Genomic DNA, 25,393 nt, shown 5'->3' with positions numbered 1-25,393 from the left:
GTGCGGGCCTGCGGCGGTTACCCGACCAGCATGGATGGGCGCCCGCCCGACATGCTGGGCGGCCGCTCACCGAGCGGCCCCCGCTTCATGCTGATCGAGTAGCCCGCGCAGCGGGCGTATCGAGATCCACCAGCGTCAGAAGTGGAGTCTGCGGACCCGGCCTGCTGACGACGGCGGGTCTCGATACGCCGCCTCCGGCGGCTGCTCGACCAGCATGGGAGGCGCCTGCGGCGGCCGCTCCGTGATGCTGGACGTCCTGACCCCTTCCGCGAGATGCCACTTGTGCACGCTCGACACGGCGTGTCGCGTGCACAAGTGGCATCTCGCGGAGGGGAGGGGTCAGGCCTCGACGGGGCGGGTCAGGGCGCGGACCGAGGTGACGCGGCGGCGGGCGATGGCGGCGACCGTCAGCAGGAGGCCGAAGAGCAGCCAGATCAGCAGGCCGACCACCGCGGCGCCGGCGCCGCCGGTGCCCTCGACCACGCCGGCCAGCGCGTTCTGCGCGGCCGAGAGCGGCAGGAAGGCGAGGGCGTCGTCGAAGACGCCCGGGACGGTCGAGATGATGCCGGCGCCGAGGCCGATCACCGCGGCGACCATCGAGAGGAACCGGCCGAGCCCGCCGAGCAGCGCGACCAGTCCCTGGTTCACGGCGGCGAACGAGGCCCCCGCGAGCATCGCCAGCGCGGCGAAGCCGAACCAGGTCACGAGGTCCAGGCTCGCGACCGCGCTCATCACGATCGCGACGGCGAGGCCCTGCACGAGTCCGATCACGAGGGCCGGCACGTAGGAGGACAGCGCCAGCGCCGCGGAGGAGCGGGTCGAGGAGAGCGCGCGGTGCGAGAACGCGGCGAGGACGAGGAAGGTCGCCAGGGCACCGAGCCAGAGCGCGATCGTCGCGAAGAACGGCACGCTCGACGCTCCGAAGAGGTCCGTGGTGTTGCCGCTCGAGTTCTCGACCGGGTCGGAGACGACGTCGGCGAGGTTCTGCGACTCCGACTCCGTGTACGTCGGCAGCTGGGCCACCGCGGCGTCGAGGCCGGTCGCGAGCGAGCGGGTGCCGTCGGCGAGCTGGAGGGCGCCGTCCGAGACTCCGCCCGCGCCGTCGGCGAGCTGTCGTGCTCCGTCGGCCGCCGAGGAGGCGCCGGTCGAGAGCTGCGCGGCTCCGTCCGCGGCCGAGGTCGCGCCGGTCGCCAGCTGGCGGGCGCCGTCGGCGGCGGAGGCGGCGCCGGTGGCGAGCTGCGACGCTCCGCCGGCGGCCGTCGCGGCGCCGGTCGAGAGCTGGCCCAGGCCGCCCGCGAGGGCGGTCGCTCCGTCGGCGACGCCGCGCGCTCCGGCGGCCGACTGCGCGGTCCCGGCGACGAGCGACGGCTGACCGTTCACTCCGTCGGTGATGCCGGCCGAGATGCCCGCGGCGTACTGAGCGGTCGCGCCCGCCTGGTAGAGCGCGCCGGCCTGGTTCGTGGTGTCGAGCTGGCTGCCGGCTTCCGCGAGGATGGCGGCGCAGACGGGGTCGGTCGCGGCGCAGGACTGCGCGAGCGCGGCGATGGTGCCGAGCGAGGTGCCGGTGGTGGTCGCGGACTGGGCGGCGAGCCCGGAGGCGGTCGCGGCGGTGTCGCCCAGCGCCGAGACTCCCGCGGCGAGCCCGTCGAGGCCGTCCGCGAGCGAGCCCGCGCCGGTCGCGAGCTGCGTCGCGCCGTCGGCCGACTGCTGCGCGCCGGTCGCGAGCTGCGAGACCCCGCCCGAGAGGTCGGAGGCGCCGGTGCCGACCTGCGCGACGCCGTCCGCCAGGGAGGACGCGCCGGTGCCGAGCTGCGCCACTCCGTCCGAGAGGCCGGAGGCGCCGGTGGCGAGGTCGTCGATGCCGTCCGCGAGCGTGCTGGTGCCGTCGGCGAGCGTCGAGGCGCCGGTGCCGAGCTGGTCGGCGCCGTCCGCGAGCGTGCCCGCGCCGTCGGCGGCCTGGCCGATCTGCTCGTTCAGGGTGTTGAAGCCGACGTAGATGTTCTCGAGGTAGGCGGTGGTCAGCTGCGTGTTCAGCAGCGCCGTCGCCGTGCTGGTGACCGTCGCCGAGATGGCGTCGTCGACGAGCTTCGCCTTCTCGCTGGTGGTGATGTCGATCGTGGCCTTCGTCGCGGCGGCGGCGTCTCCGGCGTAGGAGGTCGCGGCAGCGGAGAACGAGGACGGGATGGTGACGACGGTCGCGTAGCTGCCGTCGGCGAGGCCCTTCGCCGCGTCGTCCTTGTCGGTGAGGACCCAGGTGAAGTTGCCGGTCGAGTCGGAGCCCGAGACGTTCGCCGCGGGGCTCGAGGAGGGGGAGGGAGTGCCGGACGCGGAGGGCGCGGGCGTCGCCGCGTCCGTCTCCCCGCCGGTGACGAGCCCGGCCGCGAGCTGGCGGCCGAGCGGCACGGTCTGCCCGTTGAGCTCGACGGGGGTGTCCTCGTTCACGACCGCGGCCGTGATGGTGTCGAGGCGCTCGGTCGGGTTCCACAGCGCCCAGACGAGCAGGCCGCCGATGACCAGCGGGACGAGGACGATGCCGAGAAGGGTCACCCAGGACACCTTCTTGACGCCGCGGGGGCGTTCGAGGGAGAAGAGAGCCATCTGTCAGCGGACCTTCGCGATAGCGCGGCGCTCGGCCGCGGGGGAGACCGCGAGCTCGCCGCGGTCGGTGGGGAGGAGGTCGTCGAGCGCGTCCGCGTCGACGGAGGAGGCGATCACCGTGAAGGAGTGCTCCTTCTGCGCGGCCTTCGCGCGGGCCCGGTCGAGCTCGGCGCGGATGCCGTCGCGCAGCTGCGGGTCGGTGACGGTGTCGAGGTCGTCGAGCACGAGCAGCGGCGGAGCCGTCTCGAGCGCCGCGCGCACCTCGGCCACCGGATCGACCGCGCCGGCGAGCCGGACGAGTCCGACGCGCCCGCGGACCGCGGAGGAGCGGATCGGCACGACGAGGCCGTCGACCTTGAGCCGGCCGGCGTCGGGGGCGAGGCGCCCCGCGATCGTCAGCAGCAGCGCGGTGCGGCCCGAGCGGTGCGGGCCGTGCACGACGAGTGCGCCGCCCGCGGGCACCCGCACGTCGACGTCGCGATACACCGGGCCGTCGGGACCGTCGAGGCACAGCCCCTCGGCCGCGACCGCGTCGCTGGCGCCGGGCTCGGGCCAGTCGGCGAGAGCGAGCTCCTTGGTCAGGCCCTCGCCCTCCACGTCGAAGGAGGGGAGCACTCGGTCGAGCCAGCGCGGCATGTGCCAGGCGCGGTCGCCGAGGAGATGCAGCACCGCCGGCACGAGCGTCATCCGGACGATGAAGGCGTCGACGAAGACGCCCACCGCCAGGCCGAGCGCGATCGGCTTGATGTTGGTGTCGCCCTCGGGAACGAACGCGGCGAAGACGGAGAACATGATGATCGCGGCCGCGGTGACGACCTTCGCCGAGCCGACGAAGCCCGACTCGACCGCCGCGCGGGCCGGACGGCCGTGCACGTAGTCCTCGCGCATCCGCGAGACGAGGAACACCTCGTAGTCCATCGCCAGTCCGAAGAGCACGCCCATCAGGATGATCGGCATGAAGCTGATGATCGGGCCGGTCTTGTCCACGTGCAGGGCGTCGGCGAACCAGCCCCACTCGAAGACCGCCGCGACGGCGCCGAAGGACGCGCCGACCGAGAGCAGGTAGCCGAGCGTCGCCTTGAGCGGCACCCAGAGCGAGCGGAAGACCATCGTCAGCAGCACCAGCGAGAGCCCGACGACCAGCAGGCCGAACGGCAGCAGCGCGTTCGCCAGGGTGTCGGAGATGTCGATGCCGACCGCGGTCTGCCCGGTGACCGCGAGGTCGACCCCGTAGGTCTCCTCGAAGTAGTCGTGCTTGTCGCGGATCTCGGCGACGAGCGCCTTGGTGGCCTCGGAGTCCGGGCCGCCCTCGGGGATCACCTGGATGATCCCGGTGTCCGCGGTCTCGTTCGGGGTGGCGAGCGGCACCGAGGCGACGCCGTCCAGGCCCTCGATCTCGGTCTTGAGGTCGGCCATCAGGCCGAGCGGGTCGGTCGATCCGATGATCGTGCCGGTGACGATGAGCGGGCCGTTGTAGCCGGGGCCGAAGTTCTCGGCGAGCAGGTCGTAGGTGTCGCGCGCGGGGGTGCCCTCGGCCTGATAGCCGGCGTCGGGCAGCGCGAGGCGGAGGCTCAGCGCCGGGATCGACGCCATGCCGAGCACGCCGAGGACGGCGATGATCGTGAGGATCGGGAAGCGGGTGACGACGCGCACCCAGCCGCGGAAGAAGCCGCGCGGGACCTCGGCGTGCACGTGCGAGCCGGGGGAGGGGGCGGTCGCGTCCTCGGCGGCGTCGGGGTCGGTGTGGGCGCCGGTGGTGACGGCGGCCTTCTCGGCGCCGGAGGTCGCGGCAGCCTGCTTCGCGGCGGCCTTCTTCGCCTTCCGCTCCTTCGGCCGGAGGCGCTCGCCGGCGAAGCCGAGCAGCGCGGGGGTGAGCGTGAGGGCGATGACCACCGCGATGGCGACTCCGCCCGCCGCCGCGATGCCCATCGTGGTGAGGAACGGGATGCCCGCGACCGAGAGGCCGGCGAGCGCGATGATGACGGTCAGGCCGGCGAAGACGACCGCGGAGCCGGCGGTCGCGGTCGCGCGGGCGGTCGACTCCTCCGGCGCCATGCCCTGCTTCAGCTGGTCCTGGTGCCGGCTGATGATGAAGAGCGCGTAGTCGATGCCGACCGCGAGGCCGAGCATCAGCGCCAGCAGTGGCGTGGTGGAGGAGATCGAGGCGAAGCGGGTCGCGATGAAGATCGCGGACATCGAGAGCGCGACGCCGAGCAGCGCGGTCACCAGCGGCATGCCGGCGGCGAGGAACGAGCCGAAGGTGAGCACCAGGACGACCAGCGCCACGAGGAGGCCGATCCCCTCGGTGACGGTGACGCCGGGCAGGCTCTGGGAGAAGAGGTCGCCGCCGAGCGAGACCACGGCGCCCGCGGGGAGCGCGTCCTGGAGGGTGGTGGCCTCGGCCTGGAGCGCGTCCCGCGACGCCTCGGAGGTCGTGGTGGCGGAGCCGTCCATCTGCGTGGTGATGACGAGCGCGTTGCCGGCCTCGGAGATCGTGCCCTCGACGGTGTCGGAGTAGGGGTCGGTGACCGCCGCGACGCCGTCGATCGCCTCCAGCGCGGTGACCGCCTCGCCGACCGGGCCGCTGATGTCCGCGTCCTCGACGCTGCCGCCGTCGGGCGCGACGACGACGTAGCGCGCCGAGGTGCCGCTGACCTGCGGGAAGGTGCGCTCGAGCTGGTCCAGCGCGGTCTGCGACTGCGTGCCGGGGATCGAGAAGGTGTTGTCCGTGCCCTGGTTGAGCAGCAGCGCGCCGCCGCCCGCGAGGACGACGACGGCGAGCCAGAGGACGGCGACCAGCCGGTGGGCGCGGAACACCCAGCGGCCGAGTCGGTAGAGCATCGACGACACGCGTGTCTCCTGACGACGGGGGAGCGGAAAGGGACACGACTCTGTGCTCGGAGAGCGCGGTCGTGCCGTCAGCACGAACGCGCGGGAGGCGACGTGTTCGATGCACGACCGTGCTCGATACACGAACGTATCCGATACGCGAATGTATCCGATACAGTGATGTATCTCAATACCGCCGACGCCCGCCCGGGAAGGACTCAGGATGACCGACTCCGTCGAGACCTCCCGCCGGGGTCGGACGCGCGAGCGGCTCCTCGACGCCGCGTACGACGTCTTCGCCGAGACCGGCGTGCACACCGCCTCGGTCGAGCAGATCTGCGAGCGCGCGGGGTTCAGCCGCGGCGCCTTCTACTCCAACTTCTCCACGAAGGAGGAGCTGTTCTTCGCGCTGATGCAGCGGGAGAACGGCGCCCGCCTGGACGGGCTGGTCGAGCAGATGGGGCGCACGATCCCCAAGGTCGCCGAATCGGACGAGCCGCTCACCCCCGAGACGCTCGCGGTCGTCATCCTCGACTTCCTGCAGGGGCCGTTCACCGACAGCCGGCGCTGGTGCGTCGTGCAGTCCGAGTTCGAGCTGCTCGCGCTGCGCGACGCGGCGATCGCTCCGCAGTACAGCGCCTTCCGGGCGGGCTTCGACGCGACCCTCGTCGACATCGTGCGGGGGGCGCTGCAGCAGGTGCACCGCGACTTCTCGCTGGCGCCGACCACGGCCGTCCGCCTGCTGATCGCGAGCTACGACGACGCGGTGAAGACCTCGATCCTCGAGGGCGACTCGGAGGAGGCCGCGCTCGAGCGGCTCCGGGCGACGCTCACCGACGTGGTGCTGGCGATCTCGGCGGAGCGCTAGGCCGGGTGGGCCGGTCCGCCGAGCGCGGAGCCGTCGGGTGCTGGGTCGTCGGGCGCGGAGCCGTCGGGTGCTGGGTCGTCGGGCGCGGAGCCACCGGGCGCTGGGTCGTGGGGCGCTGAGCCGCCGGCGCAACCGGTCCCGGTGGTGCCCGCGCGCGAGGAGGATGGACCCATGGAACTGCGCCAGCTCGAACACTTCCTCGCCGTCGCGAAGGAGCAGCACTTCACCCGCGCGGCGAGCGCCCTGCAGATCTCGCAGTCGGGCCTGTCGGCGTCGATCCGGGCGCTCGAGAGCGAGCTGGGCAGCCCGCTGTTCACCCGGAGCACCCGCCGGGTCGAGCTGACGCCGGCCGGCCGCGCGATGCTGGCGGAGTCGGAGCAGTCGGTCGCCAGCGCGCTCGCCGCCCGCGACGCCGTGCTGGCAGTGCAGGGCGTGCTGCGGGGAAGTCTCGCGGTCGGCACCGAGGAGTGCCTGGGCGGCGTGCACCTGCCGCGCGAGCTCGCGACCTTCCGGGAGCAGCACCCGGGCGTCGGGCTGCGGTTGACCCATGACGGGTCCGGCACGCTGCTGGACGCGGTGGGCAGCGGGCGGCTGGATCTCGCGCTGGTCGCCGACATCGGCGCGGTGCCGGCGGGAGTGGTCACGCGGCCGCTCGCCAGTGAGGGCTTCGCGGTGCTCGCGCATCCGGAGCATCCGCTGGCCGACCGGCCGGTCTGCCGGATCCCGGACCTCGAGGGGCAGACGATCGTCGGCCTGCAGGAGCACTGGGGCGCGAGCCACCTCGCGGCCCAGGCGTTCGCCGCGCACGGCCTGGCGTTCGAGGTGGAGCTCGAGGTGAACGACGTGCACACCCTGCTCGACCTCGTCGAGTACGGCATGGGCGTGGCCGTCGTGCCGGCGCACTTCGCCGAGAAGCGTCCGGCCGGCCTGCGCGCGGTGCCGCTGGAGGACCCGCTGCTCGTCTGGCGCACGATGGTGGCCCTCCCCGAGCGGCCGACGGCCGCGGCCCGCGCCTTCGTCGCGGCCCTGCCGGCCGCCGCCGCGCGCTGATCGACAGCCCGCGCGGGGCCCCTGCAATGCTGATCGAGCAGCCCTCGGAGCCGCCCCTTCATGCTGATCGAGTAGCCCGCGGAGCGGGCGTATCGAGATCCACCGTCGTCCGGAGCGTGGGTCTCGATACGCGCTGCGCGCTACTCGACCAGCATGAAGTGATCGCTCAGTCGAGCGAGGCGAGCTCCTCCGCCGTCAGCTCGAGGTCGGCCGCTGTGGCCGAGTCGCGGATGCTCTCGGGGCGCGAGGATCCGGGGATCGGGAGGACGGTCGGCGACTTCGCCAGCTCCCAAGCCAGGCAGACGACCTGCGGCGACACGTCGTGCGCCTCGGCGACGGTGGCGAACGCCGCGAACGACGTGCCCAGCTCGGCGGCCGAGGTGATGCCGCCCAGCGGGCTCCACGGCAGGAAGGCGAGGCCCAGCTCGGCGCAGAGCTCGAGCTCCGGCTCGCTGGAGCGGAACTTCGGCGAGAACTGGTTCTGCACGGAGACCAGGCGTTCGCCGAGGATCCCGTGTGCCTCGCGGATCTGGTCCGGGTCGGCGTTCGAGATGCCGGCGCGGAGGATCACTCCCTCGTCGAGCAGCTCGGCGAGCGCGCCGATCGAGTCGGCGTAGGGCACCTCCGGGTCGGGGCGGTGGTACTGGTAGAGGCCGATCGCGTCGACGCCGAGGCGCTGCGCGGAGGCGCGGGCCGCCTCCTTGAGGTACTCGGGGCGGCCGTCCTGCGTCCAGACTCCCGGCTCGGGGCGGAGGTGCCCGCCCTTGGTGGCGACGAGCACCCCGGAGGTGTCGCCGCCGTAGCCGCGGAGCGCCTCCGCGATGAGCAGCTCGTTGTGGCCGAGGTCGGCGTCGCCGCCCTGGTGGTAGGCGTCCGCCGTGTCGATGAGGGTGACGCCGGCGTCGAGGGCGGCGTGGATCGTGGCGATCGACCGCTCGCGGTCGGGGCGGCCCTCGATCGACATCGGCATGCCGCCGAGTCCGATGCTGCCGACGCTGATGTCGCCGATGCTGCGCTGCTTCATGGGGTCTCTTTCCGGGTAGGGGTGTCATGGGACGGGAGATCGTCATGCTGGTCGAGTAGCCCCGGAGGGGCGTATCGAGACCACCGTTGTCGGAGGGGCGGGTCTGCAGACTCGAGTTCCGGCGGTGGTGGATCTCGATACGCCCACTGCGTGCGCTGCTCGATCAGCATGAAATGCGCACGGTGCGCAGGCTGCTCGATCAGCATGGAAGGGGAGCGCCCCGCTCGATCAGCGGGGCGGGAGGCTCACCAGGCGTAGTCCTCCGGCGCCGTGCGGTGCCCGGGGAAGATCTCGTCGAGGCGGGCGAGATCCGCGGGCTCGAGCGCGATGTCGACGGCCGCGACGGCGCTCTCGAGCTGCTCCATCGTGCGCGGCCCGGTGATCGGACCGGTGACGCCCGGCTGGTGCAGCAGCCAGGCGAGCGCGAGCTCCCCCGGCGCGATGCCGCGCTCGCGGGCGAAGGCCTCGTACTGCTCCAGCGCGGGGCGGTTCTTCTCGATCGCCTCGAGCGAGCGGGCGGAGGCGCGACGGCTGCCGGACTCCGTCTTCTCGATCACGCCGCCGAGCAGCCCGCCCTGCAGCGGCGACCAGGGGATGACGCCGAGCCCGTAGTGCTGGGCGGCGGGCAGGACCTCGCGCTCGATGTCGCGGACGAGCAGGTTGTAGATGGACTGCTCGGAGGAGAGGCCGGTGAAGCGGCGGTCGCGCGCCGCCTCCTGCGCCTGCGCGATGTGCCAGCCGGCGAAGTTGCTCGAGCCGACGTAGAGGACCTTGCCCTGCTGCACGGCGACCTCCATCGCCTGCCAGATCTCGTCCCACGGCGTCGTGCGGTCGACGTGGTGGAACTGGTACAGGTCGATGTGGTCGGTCTGCAGGCGGCGCAGGCTGTCGTCGAGCGCGCGGCGGATGTTGAGCGCGGAGAGGCGCCCGCCGTTGGGCCAGGAGTCGCGACCGCGCTCGGCGCCGGGAGCGGCGTGCTGCTCCATGTCGCCGTAGAGCTTGGTCGCGAGGACGGTGCGCTCGCGGCGCTCGCCGCCCTGCGCGAACCAGCGGCCGACGATCTCCTCCGTCGCGCCGCGTCCGCCCTCGCCGCCGTAGACGTTCGCGGTGTCGAAGAAGTTGACGCCGAGCTCGTGCGCGCGGTCCATGATCGCGAACGAGTCGGGCTCGCTCGTCTCCGGGCCGAAGTTCATGGTGCCCAGGACGGCGCGGGAGACGGACAGACCGGTGCGGCCGAGATTCGTGTACTGCATGCCTCCAGTTGACGCCGTCGCGGGCCCGGTGTCCAACAGGCGTCGGCGATGGGATTCAGCGGGGGAGGAGGTCAATCGCGCTGCGGGTTAGAGTCTGGGAGTGGCATCGAAGACGACTCAGCGCATCGTGATCGTGCTCGCGAGCACCCTCCTGCTCGCCGGCTGCACGTCGGCGGCCGACATCCCGGACGCGGCGCCGACCGCCGAGGCCGGTGCGGCGAGCTCCGCGACCGCCACGACCGCGCCGAGCGTCGACGCCGGTCCGCGTCCCGTGCCGAGCGTCTCGCTCGCGCCGGTGCCCGTCGCCGCGACCGGCGGGTGCGTGATCTCCGACCTCGCCGGCGGCGGCTCGATCGGCGACGTCGACCTCGAGGTCGTGCGCGACCGGGGGACCCGCGAGGGCGCGGCCGGGACGGTGCGCACGGCGACCGACGGCATGCCCGCCGCGTACGTCGTCGCGGCCGGGGACAATCCCGCCCGCATCGCCGACCGCTTCTGCGTCAGCGCCGACTACCTCGACGCCCTGAACTCCGTCCGCCGCGACGGCGTCACCCTGAGCAGCCTCTTCGGCGGCGACACCCTCAACCTCAGCCCGTCGACGGTCCTGACCGTCGGCGACCAGAACGGCCGCGTCCTCGACAACGCCGAGCCCGAGCCGCTGCCGACCCAGGCCGGCTGAGCCGGTCGTCCTGCCGGCCGTTGGTCTCGATACGCCCCTGCGGGGCTACTCGACCAGCATGGGGCGCAGGCGCCCGCATGATCCTGCTGATCGAGGCGGCTGCCGACTCATGCTGATCGAGGCGGCTGCCGACTCATGCTGATCGAGTAGCCCGCGGAGCGGGCGTATCGAGATCCCGCGTCACCGGGAGTCGGGTCTGCAGTCCCGCCCTGCTGGCGGTGGTGGGTCTCGATACGCCCCTGCGGGGCTGCTCGACCACCATGGGCGGCGCGTCGGTCAGAGCCCGATCGCGCCGACGAGCACGGCCGAGAGGGCGACCGTGCCGGCGAAGCCGGTGGTCCGGGCGCGGCGCTTCGACGGGTCCTCGAGCCAGGGGAGGGCCTTCCAGCGCACGACGGCGCCCGCTGCCCCGGCCGCCGCCAGCGCCACGAGCGCGAACCACGGCACGAGGGTCACCAGCGTCCAGTCGGCGAGCACCCGCACCAGCAGCAGCACGAGCGCCGACTCGACGCCGCGGGTGAGCACGCGCAGGCGGTCGCGGTCGAGATGCGCAGCGGTGCGGCGCGAGGGGATGCTCCCGAGCGCGAAGCGGCCGACGGTGAAGACCGCGACGGCGAGGGCGATCAGCGTGGCGAGGATCATGCCTCCTCCTCCAGGACGTGGGCGAGCAGGTCGAGGCCGAGCGCGTCGACCGAGGTCGCGGTGCTCGAGTTGACGAAGACGGCGACGCCGCGCTCCCGATCCAGCGCGAGCATGGTCGCGTAGCCGGCGGTGCCGCCGTTGTGCCAGGTCGTCGAGCCGCCGTCGTCCACCGGGGAGGTGAACCAGGTGAGGCCGATGCGGTCGCCGTCGCCGGCGTCGAAGCGCGGCTCGAGAGCGGTCGCGGCCGGAACGCCGAGTGCGGGGTCGTCGGTGAGCAGGGCGCTCGCATACCGCGCCATGTCCGCGGCGGTCGAGCGGACGCCTCCCGCCGGCGCGTAGCCCTCGAGCGTCCACGGGCCGACCGCGCGGCCGCTCTCGGAGTAGCCCGTGGGCGCGTCCGGCGCGAGGGCGTCCGCCGAGACGGGGACCGAGCTGCCGGTCATCCCGAGCGGCGTGAAGATCCGCTCCCGGACCAGATCCGCGTAGTCGGCTCCCTCCGCCCGGGCGAGGGTCTGCCCCAGGACGGCGACACCCAGGTTGGAGTACGCGACCTCGTCCGTTCCGCCGCCGGCGCTCGCCGCCTGGCGCAGGACGTCGTCCGGCGAGAAGGTCGTGTACGGATCGACGCCGCGCAGCTGCGCGACGAGCGTCGCCACCAGGTCCAGCGGGGCCGAGGACAGGCGCGGGAGCCCGGAGCGATGGCTCGCCAGCTCCTCCAGCGTGCCGTCGAAGCCGCCCAGCTCCGCGTGGTCGCCGGCGCGATCGGTGAGGGCGACCGTCCCGGTGTCGGCGCTCTGCGCGAGGAGCAGCGCCGTCATCGTCTTGGTCACCGAGCCGATCTCGACCTCCATGCTCTCGTCGGCGCCGAGGCCGGCGAAGCGGACGCCGTCGGGAGTGACGACCGCGGCGACGAGCCGGTCGCGCGTGCCGTCGGCCTGGTCGGACAGCCACTGCGCGATCGCGGCGTCGCCGGTGCGCTCGTCCGAGAGCCGGGGTGCCGGCGGGCGCAGCAGCACCCCGCCGCCGAGCACGGCGACGGCCGCGGCGGCGGCGATCACGCGGGTTCGGGTTCTCATCGGGGACCTCCTGCGGCGAGAAGGATCGTCAGCAGGGGCACCAGCCGCTCGGGCGGGATGCCGTAGCGCCCGCGCCCTCGCGCCTCGAGCCAGCCCGCCGCGACCAGCTGGTTGACGTGGTGGTAGATCTGGCCGGTCGTGCCGGCACCCTCGCTCTCGGCGAGCTGCGCGACCGTCTCGACTCCGCCCGCGACGGCCTGCAGGAAGCGCAGGCGCACCGGGCTGCCCAGCGCGGCCAGCGCCGCCGGGCCCGGGCTCGACCCCCAGTCGCGCTCGAAGAACGCGTCGGTGCTGAGGCCGTACTGCCACTCGACCGGCCCGGCCGGAGTGGCGACGGCACCCGCGAAGACGACCCCGCCCGGCGAGGGCAGCCGCTCCTTGAGCGCGGTGAGCGCCCAGACCGGGTCGTCCTGCGCCGGGGCGGCCGCGGTGCTGCCGGGCGTCGCGCCGAGCGCGGCCCCCTCGAGCCGCGCCACCCGCTCCCGCAGCTCGTCGAGCTCGCCGGCGAGATCACGTTCGGAGGTCATGCCTCCACTATTGCAAACAGTCCGTAATCCCGGAATCCCGGCGCTACTCCCGCGTGCCCACTCCTCAAGAGTTGTCGTACGCGCTTCCCGAGCACGACAACTTCTGCGCACCCGCGACGCACCCGCGGAGACTCGCCCGCCCCACTCCTCAAAAGTTGCGGTAGCGGCGCGCGACTACCGCAACTTCTGGAGAGTCGCCCGAGCGAGCCGGGTGGTGGCGCGGGCGACTCCTCGAAAGTTGCGGTAGCGGCGCGCGACTACCGCAACTTCTGGAGGCTCGGCCGGAGGCCCCGGCGGGTGGTGCGGGCGAGTCCTCCGAAGTTGCGGTAGCGGCGCGCGACTACCGCAACTTTTGGAGGGTGGGGTGGGCTCCGGAGCGGAGCCGCCCGGCGTCAGGCGAAGCGGGACGGCAGCACGGCGCCGTTCACGGTGCGCAGCTCCTCGAGCGGCACCGTGAAGAGGCCCTGGACCTCGACGACGGGGGACTCGGCGTCGGTGACGCCGATCCGGAGCACGGGGTAGCCGCGGCCCTCGCAGAGCCCGCGGAACTTCACGTCGTCCTCGCGCGGCACGGACACCAGCACGCGGCCGGTCGACTCCGAGAAGAGGGCGGCGGTGGCGTCGACGCCGTCGCGCTCCATCAGCTCGTCGAGCCAGATCCGCACCCCGACGCCGAAGCGCATCGCGGACTCGGCCAGCGCGACGACGAGTCCGCCGTCGGCGAGGTCGTGCGCGGAGGCGATCAGCGACTCGGTCGAGCCGGCCGCGATCAGCTCGGCCAGCGACTTCTCGGCGGCGAGGTCGAGCTGCGGGGGACGCCCGCCGAGGTGGTCGTGCACGGTGCCCGCCCAGGCGGACCCGTCGAGCTCGTCGCGGGTGACGCCGAGGAGGTAGACGTTGTCGCCCTCGTCCTGCCAGCCGGAGGGGATGCGGCGGCCGACGTCGTCGATCACGCCGAGCACGCCGACGACGGGGGTCGGGAAGATCGGCACGTCGCCGGTCTGGTTGTAGAAGGAGACGTTGCCGCCGGTGACGGGGATCTCGAGCTCGAGGCAGGCGTCGGCGAGCGCGCCGACGGCCTCGCGGAACTGCCACATGACCTCGGGGTTCTCGGGGCTGCCGAAGTTGAGGCAGTCGGAGACGGCGACGGGCGTCGCTCCGGTGACGGCGACGTTGCGGAACGCCTCGGCGAGCGCGAGGCGCGCGCCCTGCGCGGGGTCGAGCTGGCACCAGCGGCCGTTGGCGTCGGTTGCGACGGCGAAGCCCAGGCCGGACTCCTCGTCGACGCGGACCATGCCGCCGTCGTCGGGGTAGCTCAGCGCGGTGTTGCCGAGCACGTAGCGGTCGTACTGCGAGGTGATCCAGCTCTTGTCGGCGAGGTTCGCGGAGCCGAGCAGCGCGAGGGTCTCGGCGCGGAGGGCATCGCCGTCACTCGAGCGCGGCAGTCGCGAGGAGGAGTCGGCCTGCAGGGCGTCGAGCCAGGCGGGGTAGGCGATCGGGCGCTCGTAGACCGGGCCGTCGACGGCGACGGTGCGCGGGTCGACGTTGACGATCTCCTCGCCGTGCCAGTTGATGATGAGCCGGCCGGAGTCGGTGACCTCGCCGAGCACGCTGGTCTCGACGTCCCACTTGCGGACGACCTCGAGGAACGCGTCGAGCTTCTCGGGGCGGACGACCGCCATCATCCGCTCCTGCGACTCCGACATCAGGATCTCCTCGGCCGTCAGCGAGGGGTCGCGCAGCAGCACCGAGTCGAGCTCGATGAACATGCCGCCGTCGCCGTTGGAGGCGAGCTCGGAGGTGGCGCAGGAGATGCCGGCCGCGCCGAGGTCCTGGATGCCCTCGACGAGGTCCTTGCGGAACAGCTCGAGGCAGCACTCGATGAGCACCTTCTCGGCGAACGGGTCGCCGACCTGCACGGCGGGCCGCTTGGTCGGGCCGCCGTCGGCGAAGCTGTCGGAGGCGAGGATCGACGCGCCGCCGATGCCGTCGCCGCCGGTGCGCGCCCCGAAGAGCACGACCTTGTTGCCGACGCCGCGGGCGTTGGCGAGGTGCAGGTCCTCGTGGCGGAGGACGCCCACCGCGAGCGCGTTGACGAGCGGGTTGCCCTGGTAGACGGAGTCGAAGTACGTCTCGCCGCCGATGTTCGGCAGGCCGAGGCAGTTCGCGTAGAAGGAGATCCCGGCGACCACGCCGTGCACGACGCGCGCGGTGTCCGGATCGTCGATGTCGCCGAAGCGCAGGGCGTCCATCACGGCGACGGGGCGGGCGCCCATCGAGATGATGTCGCGGACGATGCCGCCGACGCCGGTGGCCGCGCCCTGGAACGGCTCGATGTAGCTGGGGTGGTTGTGGCTCTCGATCTTGAAGGTGACGGCCCAGCCCTCGCCCACGTCGACCACTCCGGCGTTCTCGCCCATGCCGACCATGAGGTTCTTCTTCATGGCGGGCGAGACCTTCTGCCCGAACTGGCGGAGGTACATCTTGGACGACTTGTAGGAGCAGTGCTCGCTCCACATCACCGAGTACATCGCCAGCTCGCCGCTCGTGGGGCGCCGGCCGAGGATCTCGCGGATGCTCGCGTACTCGTCGGGCTTCAGCCCCAGCGCCGCGTAGGGCTGCTCCTTCTCGGGAGTGACGGCCGCGTTCGCGGTGGTGTCGGGAACGGCGATGCGGGCGTCTGCGGTGCGGCTGTCTGCCATGTGCTGGAGGCTCCAGGAGAGAGGGTGGGGATGCGCGACGATCCTACCGGGGCGGGCGCTCGGCGCTCGGGGGCGGCCTCCGGGCGTCCTGCCCATCGATCGGGCACCGCCTAGGATCGGCCGGGTGGAGCGGGGGATCGGCACGGCGCGCGGAAGCGAGACGGCGCGGGCCGTCGGCACGACACGCGGAACCGGCACGGCGAGGGCCGCGGCCGTCCTCGTGACCCTCCTCTGGGCGCTCTGGCAGTGCTTCGGCAACCTCGGCGCCGCGAACACCTCCTCGGACGAGCCCGTCTACCTCTCCGCCGGCTGGAGCTATCTGCGCGGCGACATGGCGCCCAATCTCGAGCACCCGCCGACCGCGAAGTACCTGATCGGACTCGCGCAGGTCCTGCTCGGCGAGGGCCTGCTCGCGGGGCGGATCGCGGCCGGCGCGGCGACCCTCCTCACCGGCGTCATCCTCTGGTTCTGGCTGAAGCGCGAGCTCGGCACCGTCCTCGCGCTGATCCCGGCCGGCCTGTTCCTCCTCTTCCCGCGGACCACCGCGACCGGCGGCACCCGGATCGACCGGCTCGCGCTCCTGGAGCCGTTCATGGTGCTCTTCGCGGTCGCCGCGATGGCCGCCGCCTGGGCCTGGGCGCGACGCGGGGCGGCGGGGGAGCGCACTGGCGGGCTGATCGGACTCGCCGGCGTCCTCTTCGCGCTGTCGGTCACCTCGAAGCTGACGACCCTGGCGCTCGCGCCGGTGTTCCTCGTGCCGCTGCTGCTGATCGGCGACCGCCGCCGGGCGCTCCGGGGCTTCGCGGCCTTCGCGCTCGCCTTCCTCGTGACCGCGGTGCTCGCCTACCTGCCGGTGCACCCGGTCGAGGCGATCCGCTACCTGCTCGACTTCCAGAGCGAGCACAACGCGAGCGGGCACATGATCGACGTCGCGGGGGCGCCGTACCGCTTTCCGCCGTGGTGGGCGAACCTCTGGTTCATGCTGTCGGGCGTCGGACCGGCGGCGCTCGCCGTGCTCGTGCTCGGCGGACTGCTGGCGCTGCTCGCGCCGCGGCGGCGGGCGCTGGTGCTGTACCTGGCGGGCTCGACACTGCTCCTGCTGGTCTTCCACCTGCTGATCAGCGCGGTCGCGCTGCCGCACTACTACGTGGCGTGGGCGTGGCTGCTCTGTGTACTCGCGGGGGTGGGGATCGCCGAGGCGCTGCGCGACGGGCTCGCGCTGCCGTGGCGGATCGCGCGGCCGGTCGGCGTCCTGCTGCTGGTGGCCTCGCTGGTGATCGCGGCGGCGACCTCCGTCGGCATCGCGCAGGAGCGGCCGACCGGGATCGCGCGGGTGGCGGGCGCGCTGCACGAGCGCGGGCTCGACGGCGGGCTGGTGCTGGTGCAGGGGATGTCGTCGGGGGTCTACGTGCCCTACATCGGCGATCGGTACACGACGGATCCGGCGTCGGAGGGGATCGTCGCGATCGCGATCGAGGAGTCGGCGCGCTTCCCGCTGGATCCGCGGGTCGAGGAGTACCTGGCGACCGATCCGACCGTGGTGCAGCTCGACGAGCTGCGGCTGGTGCTGACGGACGGGCCGCTGCCGGCGGAGTGACCGTGGTGTGCGCGGATGCGCTGCACAACATCAGCCGAGAAGGGGGTGCCTCCGCTGTGGGGCGAGGGACCCCCTTCTCAGCTGATGTTGTGCGCGGGAGTGCGCGCTCAGGCGGAGCGGCAGGGCCCGGAGTCGACGGTCGCGGTCAGCGACGGCGCCTCGGCGGCCACCGGTCCGAGCACCGAGAGCGGGATCGCGTAGCCGACGTTGTCGACCGAGGCGGCCTTGCCGAACACCACGCCCGAGACGGTGCCGTCGAGCGAGAGCAGCGGTCCGCCGGAGTTGCCCTGGTTGACGAGGGCCGCGAGCGTCAGCACCTCGCGCGAGGTCGGCGCGCCGTCGACCATCAGCGAGACGGTGGCGTCGGAGGAGATCTGCGCGGCGCCGAGGGTCAGCGGTCCGCCGAACGGGTAGCCCGCCACCACGCCGTCGTCGCCGGCCAGGACCGCGTCGTCGAGGGCGAGCGGCGCGGCGGAGAGCCCGTCGACGGCGATGACCGCGAGGTCGGCGGCGGTGTCGAGGTAGACGACGCGGCCGGTGCGCGGCGGCTCGTTCGGCGCCTCGACCACGGGCTGCGAGACTCCGGCCACCACGTGCGCGTTGGTGACCACCCGGTCGTCCGAGACGACGAAGCCGCTGCCCGTGACGCCGACGTCGCAGGCCCAGGCGGTGCCGGAGACGCGCACGACCGAATCGGTGGCGGTCGCGACCTCGGGGTCGTCCGTCGCGACGTTGGGGATGACGGGCGCCTCGGTCGGGGCGTCGAGGGCCTCGACGATCCAGGAGGTGCCCTCGTCGACGACGGTCGACTGGAGCTGGGCGAGGAAGCCGCGGACCGGGTCGGGCGTGAGGTCGTCGATGGTGCGGATGACGGTGGAGCCCGCGACGGAGGTCGTGACCAGCGGCACGCCGAGCAGCGAGACCGCCGAGGTGACGGCGATCCAGACGAGCCCGGTGATGGCGACGCCGGCGACCCCTCCGGCGAGGCGGTCGAGGAGGCCGAGCTTCACCTTGTCGGCGCCGCGGCCGAAGACAGCGCCGATGGTCGCGCCGATCGCGTAGCCGACGCCGAGCAGCAGCACCGCGGTGCCGATCACGGCGAGCAGCCGCCACTCGCTGCCGGCCGCCCAGGCGGAGACCGCGGGAACGGCGAAGGAGGCGGCGATCGCCCCGGCGACCACGCCCGCCAGGCCGCCGAGCGTGCGGAGGAAGCCGCGGCGCAGGCCGTCGACGAGCGCGCCGATGAGGCTCAGCACGACGACGGCGTCGACGATCACGGATGCGCCCATGCGGAACTCCTCGCGGGTCGGGATCCTCCAGCATGACCGACCGCGGTTGCGGGGACACCCGGAGGAGCCTGCGAGTCCCGGACTCTGCATGCTGGTCGAAAGGACGCGGCCGCGCCGCCACATGCTGGTCGAGTAGCCCCGCAGGGGCGTATCGAGACCCGTCGTCCTCAGAAGGGCAGGCCTGCAGACCCCCGTTCCGACGCTGATGGATCTCGATACGCCCGCTTCGCGGGCTACTCGATCAGCATGATGTGCGGATCCATTCGGCAGAGATGCCCGCTTGCATGCTGGTCGAGTAGCCCCGCAGGGGCGTATCGAGACCCGCCGTCCTCAGAAGGGCAGGTCTGCAGACCCCCCTTCCGGCGCTGGTTGATCTCGATGCGCCCGCTTCACGGGCTGCTTGATCAGCAGGGCTTCCCCCTGCGAGCGGCCTAGAAGAAGGAGATGCAGTACGGCGCCGCGATCGGCGAGAAGAAGCGGTCGACGCCCTCGTGGTCCGCTTCCGCCAGCGTCACCGCGCCGGCCCGCGCCAGCGTGGACGGGCGGGCGGAGCCGAGCAGCAGCGTGCCGAGGTCGGCGACGTCCAGCGACAGGGTCGCCGCGTCGTCGCTGCGCTCCACGCGGCCCTCGCCGCCCTCGGCAGTGATGCGGTAGGTGCCGTCGACGAGGCCGAGCTCGTCGCGGACCGCGAGCACCAGCGTGCCGTCGCTCGTCCACGGCCGCGCGCCGAACGCCGCCGCCACGTCGAGCACGCGGGTCCAGATCAGGTCGGCGACCTTCGTCACCTCCACGACGCGCGCGTCGCGCAGGGCCCAGGTCAGCGGGTCGTCGACGGGCGCCATGTCCCAGGTGACGGTCGAGGCGAGGTCGACGGCACCGAGGAAGCCCCAGAGCCCGAGGTAGGCGTCGGCGGTCGCGGCGACGAGGTCGACGACCTCGAGGGTGCGGTCGTCCTCGTCCGGCCCGACGGCCTTGTAGGTGACGTAGCCGTCGAGCTGTCCGTCGGCGTCGAGGTGCACGGCGGAGCGGACGGCGCGGCCCGGCGCGGTCTCGCCGGGCTCGGTGCCGACGGCGTTCGCGGCGTAGCGCGACTGGCGGGTCAGCGAGCCGGGGGTGCGCGCGTGGAAGGCGCGGAAGACCTCCTCCACCCGCGACTGCAGCCAGGTCGTCGCGACGACCTCGACGCGGCCGGCCGGCTCGACCTGGAGGGCGAAGCGCGGGCCGGTGTCGACGCGGATCGAGCGGGTGAAGGCCGAGCGGCCGAAGCCGAACCGGCGGTAGATCGAGGCCTCGCTCGCGGTGAGCACGGCGACCGCGGCGCCCGATTCGCGGGCCAGGCGCAGGTCGTCGGTGATCATGGCGCGGAGGATCCCGCGTCGGCGGTGCGTGGCCCGGACGGTGACCTGCGAGACGAGGTGCGCGGCGAGCTCGCGCCCGCGGCCGACCTGCAGCGAGCCGGGGAACGCGGCGTAGGTGGCGACGGGGACGGACTCGCCGTCGATGCCCTCGGGGGAGGCGGAGTCGTGCACCGCGGTCAGCTCGCGCTGGTCGGCGACCATGTGCTCGGCCCAGTCGCGCCACTGCTCCGGCGTGTACTCCTTCTCGTGGAAGCCCGCGTTGATCGCGGTGCCCCAGGCGGCCGTGGCGGCGTCGGGTCCGCCCTCGGCGGTCAGGGCGGCGGGGAAGCGACGGAATTCGAGACCGGGAAGGGACATCCGTCCAGCTTAGGCACCCGGCCTGCGCAGGTGCTCCGGGGGTCGGAGCGGCGGTCGCTCGATGCGTGCCCGAGGTGGGTCAGAGCGCGCGCCAGCGCTTCTCCAGCGCGTCGTCGACGGCCTCCGCCAGTGCGGCGAGCGCCGCGGGGTCCGGCGCCGCCGCCACGATCCGCGCGCAGGCCGCCGCGATCACCGCGCGTCGCCGCGGCAGCGTCGCCGTGAAGGCGCAGTCGCGCAGCAGCAGGAGCACCCGCTCGGCCGGAGCCTCGACCGCCGGCGCCAGCAGCAGCCGCCGCTCGAACGCCGCCTCCGGCACCATCAGCCGCCAGAACCCGTCGGCGTCCTGGAACGCGGCCGGCGGATCCGGCACCCGGGCCAGCAGCGCGAGCGCCGCGGCCAGCCCGTCGATGTCCGCCCGCGCGACGAGCCCGCGCAGCCGCGACTCCACATCCGTCCCGGGACCCGGCCCGAGCGTCACCGCGGCGAGCGCGCGCGCGTCGAGCCGTCGCTCCGTCTCCTCGTCCGGCACCGTCTCGTCCGCCGACCACCACGAGAGCAGCGGAGTCGCCGCCACGGCGAAGTCGCCGGGCCGCCGCTCCAGCGCGATCAGCAGGTCCTCCGAGGCGGCCAGCGCCACCAGCGCGTCGACGTCCACGGCGAGCACGGTCCCCGAGGTCGACGGCAGCACGAGGTGCCGCCCCGACGGCGGGACGATCTCCGCCCGGGTCCGCGCGCCGGGCCCACGGGCGCTCGCGCGCAGGATCGCCGCCTCGAGCGTGTCCGAGCCCGTGTCCGATCCCGCCCGCCCCGCACCGCCCCCGAAGATCCGTCCACCGCGCGCCATCCCGCCACGCTACCGTCGGCGGCATGACCCGCCTCGTCGCCCTCCTCCGCGGAGTGAACGTCAACGGCCGCACCGTCCGCAGCGCGGACCTCGCCGCCACCGTCGAGAGCGTCGGCGGCGCGGCCGTCCGCACCGTGCTCGCCAGCGGCAACGCCGCCTTCGACTCCGACCGCGACCCCGCCGAGCTGAAGCCCGCGCTGGAGGCGGCCCTCGGCGAGCGCTTCGGCTACGACGCCTGGATCGTCCTCGTCACGCAGGAGGCGCTCGCCGCGGCCGCCGCCGCGTACCCGTTCGAGCGGATCGACGAGACCGCGCACCCCTACGTCGTCTTCGGCTCCGACTCCGCCGCCCTGGACGCGGCCGAGTCCGCGGTCGGCGCGACCGACCCGGCCGTCGAGCTGCTCGCCCGCGGCGACGGCGTCCTCTACTGGCGCTGCCCGAAGGGCTCCTCCACCGACACTCCGGCCGCCAAGATCCTGGCTCGCGCCGTCTTCCGCTCGACCACGACGACACGGAACCTCCGCACCGTGGAGAAGCTCGTCACGGCCTGAGGTAAGGACGCCCCAGCCCTTTCCGGCTGAGAACCTGCACATTCTTTGGTTAGGCTGTCCTTAGTGCATGGCGTCCGTCGCTCGTTGCGCGCCACGACCACAGCCTTCCGAAAGGGAACAATGCCCCGCGCCACCAAGTCGCTCGCGCTCGTCGCGACCGCCCTGCTCACCGTCGGCCTCGCCGGCTGCTCGTCCGCCGCGGCCGGCTCCGACACCGCCGACTCCGGCTTCGAGCCGATCACCATCGAGCACGCCCTCGGCACCACGACCATCGAGTCGCAGCCGGAGCGCGTCGCGACCGTCAACTGGGCCAACCACGAGGTCCCGCTCGCGCTCGGCGTGGTCCCGGTCGGCATGGCCGCCGCGAACTTCGGCGACGACGACGGCGACGGACTGCTCCCCTGGGTGTCCGAGAAGCTCGAGGAGCTCGGCGGCGAGACCCCCGTCCTCTTCGACGAGACCGACGGCATCGACTTCGAGGCCGTCGCCGACACGCAGCCCGACGTGATCCTCGCCGCCTACTCCGGCCTCACGCAGGAGGACTACGACACGCTGACCGAGATCGCGCCCGTCGTCGCCTACCCCGAGACCGCCTGGGGCACCTCCTGGCGCGACACCATCACCTTCAACAGCGAGGCGATGGGCATGGCCGACGAGGGCGCCGCGCTGATCGGCGAGCTCGAGACCGAGATCGAGGAGAAGGTCGCCGCGCACCCGCAGCTCGCCGGCGCCTCGGCGATGTTCCTCACCCACGTCGACCCGACCGACCTCAGCCAGGTCAGCTTCTACACGACGCACGACACCCGCCCGGCCTTCTTCGAGGACCTCGGCCTGACCACGCCCGAGAGCATCGCGACCGCCTCGGCCACTACCGACGCGTTCTCGCTCACTCAGAGCGCCGAGCAGGCCGACGCGTTCAACGACGTCGACGTCATCGTCACCTACGGCGACGACGAGCTCGTGAACACCCTCAAGGCCGACCCGCTGCTCTCGCAGATCCCGGCCGTCGCGAACGACGCCATCGTGCGCCTGCCCTCCACGCCGCTCGGCACCGCCGCGAACCCGACCCCGCTGTCGATCTCGTACGTGCTCGACGACTACCTCGCCATGCTGGCCGAGGCCGCGGACAAGGCGGCGTGACCCACTCCCGGCCGACTGCGTGAGCTCCGACCGCGTGACCCGCACCGCACCTCCCGTCTCGGGTGCCGCCGCCGTGCGGCGCCCGAGGCGTCTGCGCGCCCTCTGGCTGCTCGTCTCGCTGCTGGTGCTGGCCGGTGTCGCAGTGGTGTCGGTGATGATCGGCTCGCGCGACGTGGCCTGGAGCGACGTGGTCGCCGCGTTCGGCGGCTCCACCGACGGCTTCGGGCAGGCCGCGGTCGCGAAGCGCCTCCCGCGCACGGTCCTCGCCGCGGTCGCGGGTGCCGCGCTCGGGGTCGCCGGCGTGCTGATGCAGGGCGTCACCCGCAATCCGCTCGCCGACCCGGGGATCCTCGGCGTCAACACCGGCGCCTCGCTCGCGGTCGTCACCGGCATCGTCTTCTTCGGCCTCTCCACCGCGACCGGCTTCATCTGGGTCGCGATCGGCGGCGCGGCCGTCGCCGCCGTCTTCGTCTACGTGGTCGGCTCGCTCGGCCGCGGGGGAGCGACGCCGCTCAAGCTCGCGTTGGCCGGCGCCGCCACCTCCGCCGCGCTCGTCTCGGTGATCAGCGCCATCGTCCTGCCGCGCGCCGACCTCTCGGGCGGCATCCGCTCCTGGCAGATCGGCGGCGTCGGCGGCGGCACCTTCGCGAGCATCGGCCAGGTCCTGCCCTTCCTCGCCGTCGGACTCGCGCTCTGCGTGCTCTCGGCGAAGAGCCTCAACACGCTGGCCCTCGGCGACGAGCTGGCGGCCGGCCTCGGCGAGCGCGTGGCGCTGGCCCGCGGCGCGGCGGCCCTCGGCGCCGTCGTCCTCTGCGGAGCGACCACCGCGGTCACCGGGCCGATCGGCTTCGTCGGGCTGGTCGTCCCGCACGCCTGCCGGCTGATCGTCGGCGTCGACCACCGCTGGCTGCTCCCGTTCTCCGCAGTCGCCGGCGCGGTCCTCCTCATCGGCGCGGACGTCGTCGGCCGGATCGTCGCGCGCCCGAGCGAGATCGACGTCGGCATCATCACCGCGCTGATCGGCGCCCCCGTCTTCATCGCGATCGTCCGCCGGCAGAAGGTGCGCGAGCTGTGACCGCCGTGCAGTCCCGGCCCGCGGCCCGCTCCGCCGCGCTCTCCGCCACGGCGCTGGCCGTCGCGGCCGGCCGCCGTCGCCGCGGGGCCCGCCGGCGCGCCGTCATCGCCGTGCTCGTCGCGCTGCTCGTCGTCGTCTTCGCCGTCTCCCTGATCGTCGGGCAGACGATCTACTCGCCGGCCGAGGTCGTCCGGGTGATCCTCGGCGAGCAGGTCCCCGGCGCCTCCTTCACGGTCGGGCGCCTGCGCCTGCCGCGCGCGATCCTCGGCGTGCTCGTCGGCCTCTGCTTCGGCCTCGGCGGCGTCGCCTTCCAGACCATGCTGCGCAATCCGCTGGCCAGCCCCGACATCATCGGCATCAGCGCCGGAGCGAGCGCCGCCGCGGCCTTCGCCATCGTCACGCTCTCGCTCGGAGCGACGCAGGTCTCGGTCCTCGCCATCGCGGCCGGCCTCCTGGTCGCGCTCGTCGTCTACGCCCTCTCCTACCGGAGCGGCGTGGCCGGCACCCGGCTGATCCTGATCGGGATCGGCGTCGCCGCGATGCTCGACAGCGTCACCGCCTACGTGCTCTCCCGTGCCGCCGCCTTCGACTTCCAGGAGGCCAGCCGCTGGCTCACCGGCAGCCTCAACGGCGCCCGCTGGAGCGAGGTCGTGCCGGTGCTGATCGCCGTGGTCGTCCTCACCCCGGTGCTGCTCGCCCGCTCGCGCGACCTCTCCGGCACGCAGCTCGGCGACGACACCGCCTCCGCGCTGGGCATCCGGGTGAACCGCACCCGTCTCGTCGTGATCGTCGCCGCCGTCGGCCTGATCGCCTTCGCGACCGCCGCGGCCGGCCCGATCGCGTTCGTCGCCTTCCTCTCCGGCCCGATCGCTGCGCGGCTGGTCGGCCCCGGCCGCTCGCTGCTGATCCCGTCCGCACTGGTCGGCGCGCTGCTCGTGCTCGTCGCCGACTTCGTCGGGCAGTACGCGCTGGGCCTGCGCTACCCGGTCGGCGTCGTCACCGGCGTGCTCGGCGCGCCCTACCTGATCTACCTCATCGTCCGCAGCAACCGATCGGGAGGGTCCCTGTGACCGCCGAGCACACCCTCACCGTCGACGCGCTCACCCTGGGCTACGGCGACCGCACCGTCGTCGAGGGCCTCGACCTCGTCGTCCCGCCCGGCCGGATCACCGCCATCGTCGGCGCGAACGCCTGCGGCAAGTCGACCCTCCTGCGCTCGATGTCGCGGCTGCTGGCGCCGCGCGCAGGCACCGTGCTGCTCGACGGCAAGGCCGTGCACAGGACGCCCGCGAAGCAGCTCGCCCGCACCCTGGGCCTCCTGCCGCAGTCGCCGATCGCTCCGGAGGGGATCACCGTCGCCGATCTCGTCGGCCGCGGCCGCCATCCGCACCAGGGCATCCTCAGCCGCTGGAACGCGCACGACGACGAGGCCGTCGCGACGGCGCTCGACGCGACCGACACCGCGGCCCTCGCCGACCGCGCCGTCGACGAGCTGAGCGGCGGCCAGCGCCAGCGGGTCTGGATCGCGATGGCCCTCGCTCAGGAGACCGACCTGCTGCTGCTGGACGAGCCGACCACCTTCCTCGACGTCAGCCACCAGGTCGAGGTGCTCGACCTCCTCGTCGACCTCAACCGCAACCGCGGAACGACCGTCGTGATGGTCCTGCACGACCTCAACCTCGCGGCCCGCTACGCCGACCACCTCGTCGCCCTCGCCGGCGGCACCGTGCACGCCGCCGGCACCCCCGCCGAGGTCCTGACCGAGGACACGGTCCGCGCCGTCTTCGGCCTGGACAGCCGGATCATCACCGATCCCACCTCCGGCACCCCGCTGATGCTCCCGCTCGGCCGGCACCGCCTCACCGCCGGCCCGGGCGAGGCCGACCTGCAGCCCCTCGGCTGACCGCCCGCCGCGGATCTCCTCCCCAGGCGCG

Annotated in this window: 20 protein-coding genes; 9 read left to right on the top strand and 11 right to left on the bottom strand. The window is 73.5% G+C overall.

Annotated elements, in window-relative coordinates:
• Window positions 1–339: 339 nt before the first annotated feature.
• Both MT355_RS09290 and MT355_RS09285 read right to left on the bottom strand, forming a co-directional pair.
• Complete coding sequence (locus tag MT355_RS09290) at window positions 340–2,598, bottom strand: YhgE/Pip domain-containing protein (RefSeq protein ID WP_243599325.1); 2,259 nt, start codon at window positions 2,596–2,598, stop codon at window positions 340–342.
• 3 nt (window positions 2,599–2,601) lie between these two features.
• Complete coding sequence (locus MT355_RS09285) at window positions 2,602–5,439, bottom strand: MMPL family transporter (protein ID WP_279392307.1); 2,838 nt, start codon at window positions 5,437–5,439, stop codon at window positions 2,602–2,604.
• 211 nt (window positions 5,440–5,650) lie between these two features.
• Between MT355_RS09285 and MT355_RS09280 the strand changes: the two genes are divergently transcribed.
• On the top strand, window positions 5,651–6,295 hold the full coding sequence (locus tag MT355_RS09280) for a TetR/AcrR family transcriptional regulator (protein WP_123447102.1): 645 nt from the start codon (window positions 5,651–5,653) through the stop codon (window positions 6,293–6,295).
• A 171-nt stretch (window positions 6,296–6,466) separates the two neighbouring features.
• Window positions 6,467–7,345: a LysR family transcriptional regulator gene (locus MT355_RS09275; RefSeq protein ID WP_243599323.1), complete on the top strand. Its 879-nt coding sequence runs from the start codon at window positions 6,467–6,469 to the stop codon at window positions 7,343–7,345.
• Window positions 7,346–7,511: 166 nt separating this feature from the next.
• On the opposite strand, the gene MT355_RS09270 is transcribed toward MT355_RS09275, so the two are convergent.
• Window positions 7,512–8,369, bottom strand: coding sequence for an aldo/keto reductase (locus MT355_RS09270; RefSeq protein ID WP_243599322.1), 858 nt, complete (start codon window positions 8,367–8,369; stop codon window positions 7,512–7,514).
• A gap of 245 nt (window positions 8,370–8,614) precedes the next feature.
• On the bottom strand, window positions 8,615–9,622 hold the full coding sequence (locus MT355_RS09265) for an aldo/keto reductase (protein WP_123705988.1): 1,008 nt from the start codon (window positions 9,620–9,622) through the stop codon (window positions 8,615–8,617).
• A 100-nt stretch (window positions 9,623–9,722) separates the two neighbouring features.
• Here MT355_RS09265 and MT355_RS09260 point away from each other — a divergent pair, with 100 nt between their 5' ends.
• A complete protein-coding gene (locus MT355_RS09260; RefSeq protein ID WP_243599321.1) occupies window positions 9,723–10,301 on the top strand; it encodes a hypothetical protein in 579 nt (192 codons plus the stop codon).
• Between the two features lie 276 nt (window positions 10,302–10,577).
• Here the strand turns inward: MT355_RS09260 and MT355_RS09255 are convergent, their stop codons facing one another.
• The 4 genes from MT355_RS09255 to purL form a co-directional block, all read right to left on the bottom strand.
• Window positions 10,578–10,943, bottom strand: coding sequence for a hypothetical protein (locus tag MT355_RS09255; RefSeq protein WP_243599320.1), 366 nt, complete (start codon window positions 10,941–10,943; stop codon window positions 10,578–10,580).
• Complete coding sequence (locus tag MT355_RS09250) at window positions 10,940–12,019, bottom strand: serine hydrolase (protein ID WP_243599319.1); 1,080 nt, start codon at window positions 12,017–12,019, stop codon at window positions 10,940–10,942. Before MT355_RS09250 ends, MT355_RS09255 begins: the two co-directional genes overlap by 4 nt.
• Window positions 12,016–12,546: a helix-turn-helix transcriptional regulator gene (locus MT355_RS09245; RefSeq protein ID WP_243599318.1), complete on the bottom strand. Its 531-nt coding sequence runs from the start codon at window positions 12,544–12,546 to the stop codon at window positions 12,016–12,018. The genes MT355_RS09250 and MT355_RS09245 overlap by 4 nt, the downstream gene beginning before the upstream one ends.
• 392 nt (window positions 12,547–12,938) lie before the next feature.
• On the bottom strand, window positions 12,939–15,248 hold the full coding sequence (purL, locus tag MT355_RS09240; protein ID WP_243599317.1) for a phosphoribosylformylglycinamidine synthase subunit PurL: 2,310 nt from the start codon (window positions 15,246–15,248) through the stop codon (window positions 12,939–12,941).
• Between the two features lie 124 nt (window positions 15,249–15,372).
• Between purL and MT355_RS09235 the strand changes: the two genes are divergently transcribed.
• A complete protein-coding gene (locus MT355_RS09235) occupies window positions 15,373–16,845 on the top strand; it encodes a glycosyltransferase family 39 protein (RefSeq protein WP_243599316.1) in 1,473 nt (490 codons plus the stop codon).
• 107 nt (window positions 16,846–16,952) lie between these two features.
• Here the strand turns inward: MT355_RS09235 and MT355_RS09230 are convergent, their stop codons facing one another.
• From MT355_RS09230 to MT355_RS09220, 3 genes are all read right to left on the bottom strand, one after another.
• Complete coding sequence (locus tag MT355_RS09230; protein ID WP_243599315.1) at window positions 16,953–18,134, bottom strand: MarP family serine protease; 1,182 nt, start codon at window positions 18,132–18,134, stop codon at window positions 16,953–16,955.
• Between the two features lie 431 nt (window positions 18,135–18,565).
• The gene (locus MT355_RS09225; protein WP_243599314.1) at window positions 18,566–19,849 is read right to left on the bottom strand and encodes a GNAT family N-acetyltransferase; all 1,284 of its coding nucleotides are present in this window, start codon (window positions 19,847–19,849) and stop codon (window positions 18,566–18,568) included.
• Window positions 19,850–19,928: 79 nt separating this feature from the next.
• Entirely contained in the window at window positions 19,929–20,693 is a 765-nt protein-coding gene (locus MT355_RS09220) for a DUF2254 family protein (RefSeq protein ID WP_243599313.1), read from the bottom strand.
• A 23-nt stretch (window positions 20,694–20,716) separates the two neighbouring features.
• On the opposite strand from MT355_RS09220, the gene MT355_RS09215 reads away from it, so the two are divergent.
• The 5 genes from MT355_RS09215 to MT355_RS09195 all read left to right on the top strand — a co-directional run bounded on the left by MT355_RS09215 (window position 20,717) and on the right by MT355_RS09195 (window position 25,362).
• Window positions 20,717–21,244: a DUF1697 domain-containing protein gene (locus MT355_RS09215; protein WP_243599312.1), complete on the top strand. Its 528-nt coding sequence runs from the start codon at window positions 20,717–20,719 to the stop codon at window positions 21,242–21,244.
• Window positions 21,245–21,364: 120 nt separating this feature from the next.
• Window positions 21,365–22,384 carry an iron-siderophore ABC transporter substrate-binding protein gene (locus MT355_RS09210; RefSeq protein WP_243599311.1) on the top strand — a complete coding sequence of 340 codons (1,020 nt, stop codon included), beginning with the start codon at window positions 21,365–21,367 and terminating at the stop codon, window positions 22,382–22,384.
• A gap of 34 nt (window positions 22,385–22,418) precedes the next feature.
• Complete coding sequence (locus tag MT355_RS09205) at window positions 22,419–23,459, top strand: iron ABC transporter permease (protein WP_243599310.1); 1,041 nt, start codon at window positions 22,419–22,421, stop codon at window positions 23,457–23,459.
• Window positions 23,456–24,529: a FecCD family ABC transporter permease gene (locus MT355_RS09200; protein WP_374204651.1), complete on the top strand. Its 1,074-nt coding sequence runs from the start codon at window positions 23,456–23,458 to the stop codon at window positions 24,527–24,529. The genes MT355_RS09205 and MT355_RS09200 overlap by 4 nt, the downstream gene beginning before the upstream one ends.
• Window positions 24,526–25,362, top strand: coding sequence for an ABC transporter ATP-binding protein (locus tag MT355_RS09195; RefSeq protein WP_123447087.1), 837 nt, complete (start codon window positions 24,526–24,528; stop codon window positions 25,360–25,362). Before MT355_RS09200 ends, MT355_RS09195 begins: the two co-directional genes overlap by 4 nt.
• Window positions 25,363–25,393 lie beyond the last annotated feature (31 nt).

It is taken from the genome of Rathayibacter sp. VKM Ac-2929 (assembly GCF_022815495.1).
GTDB lineage: Bacteria > Actinomycetota > Actinomycetes > Actinomycetales > Microbacteriaceae > Rathayibacter > Rathayibacter festucae.
Note: the sequence above shows the minus strand (reverse complement) of the source record. Positions and strands in the feature narration are given on the sequence as shown.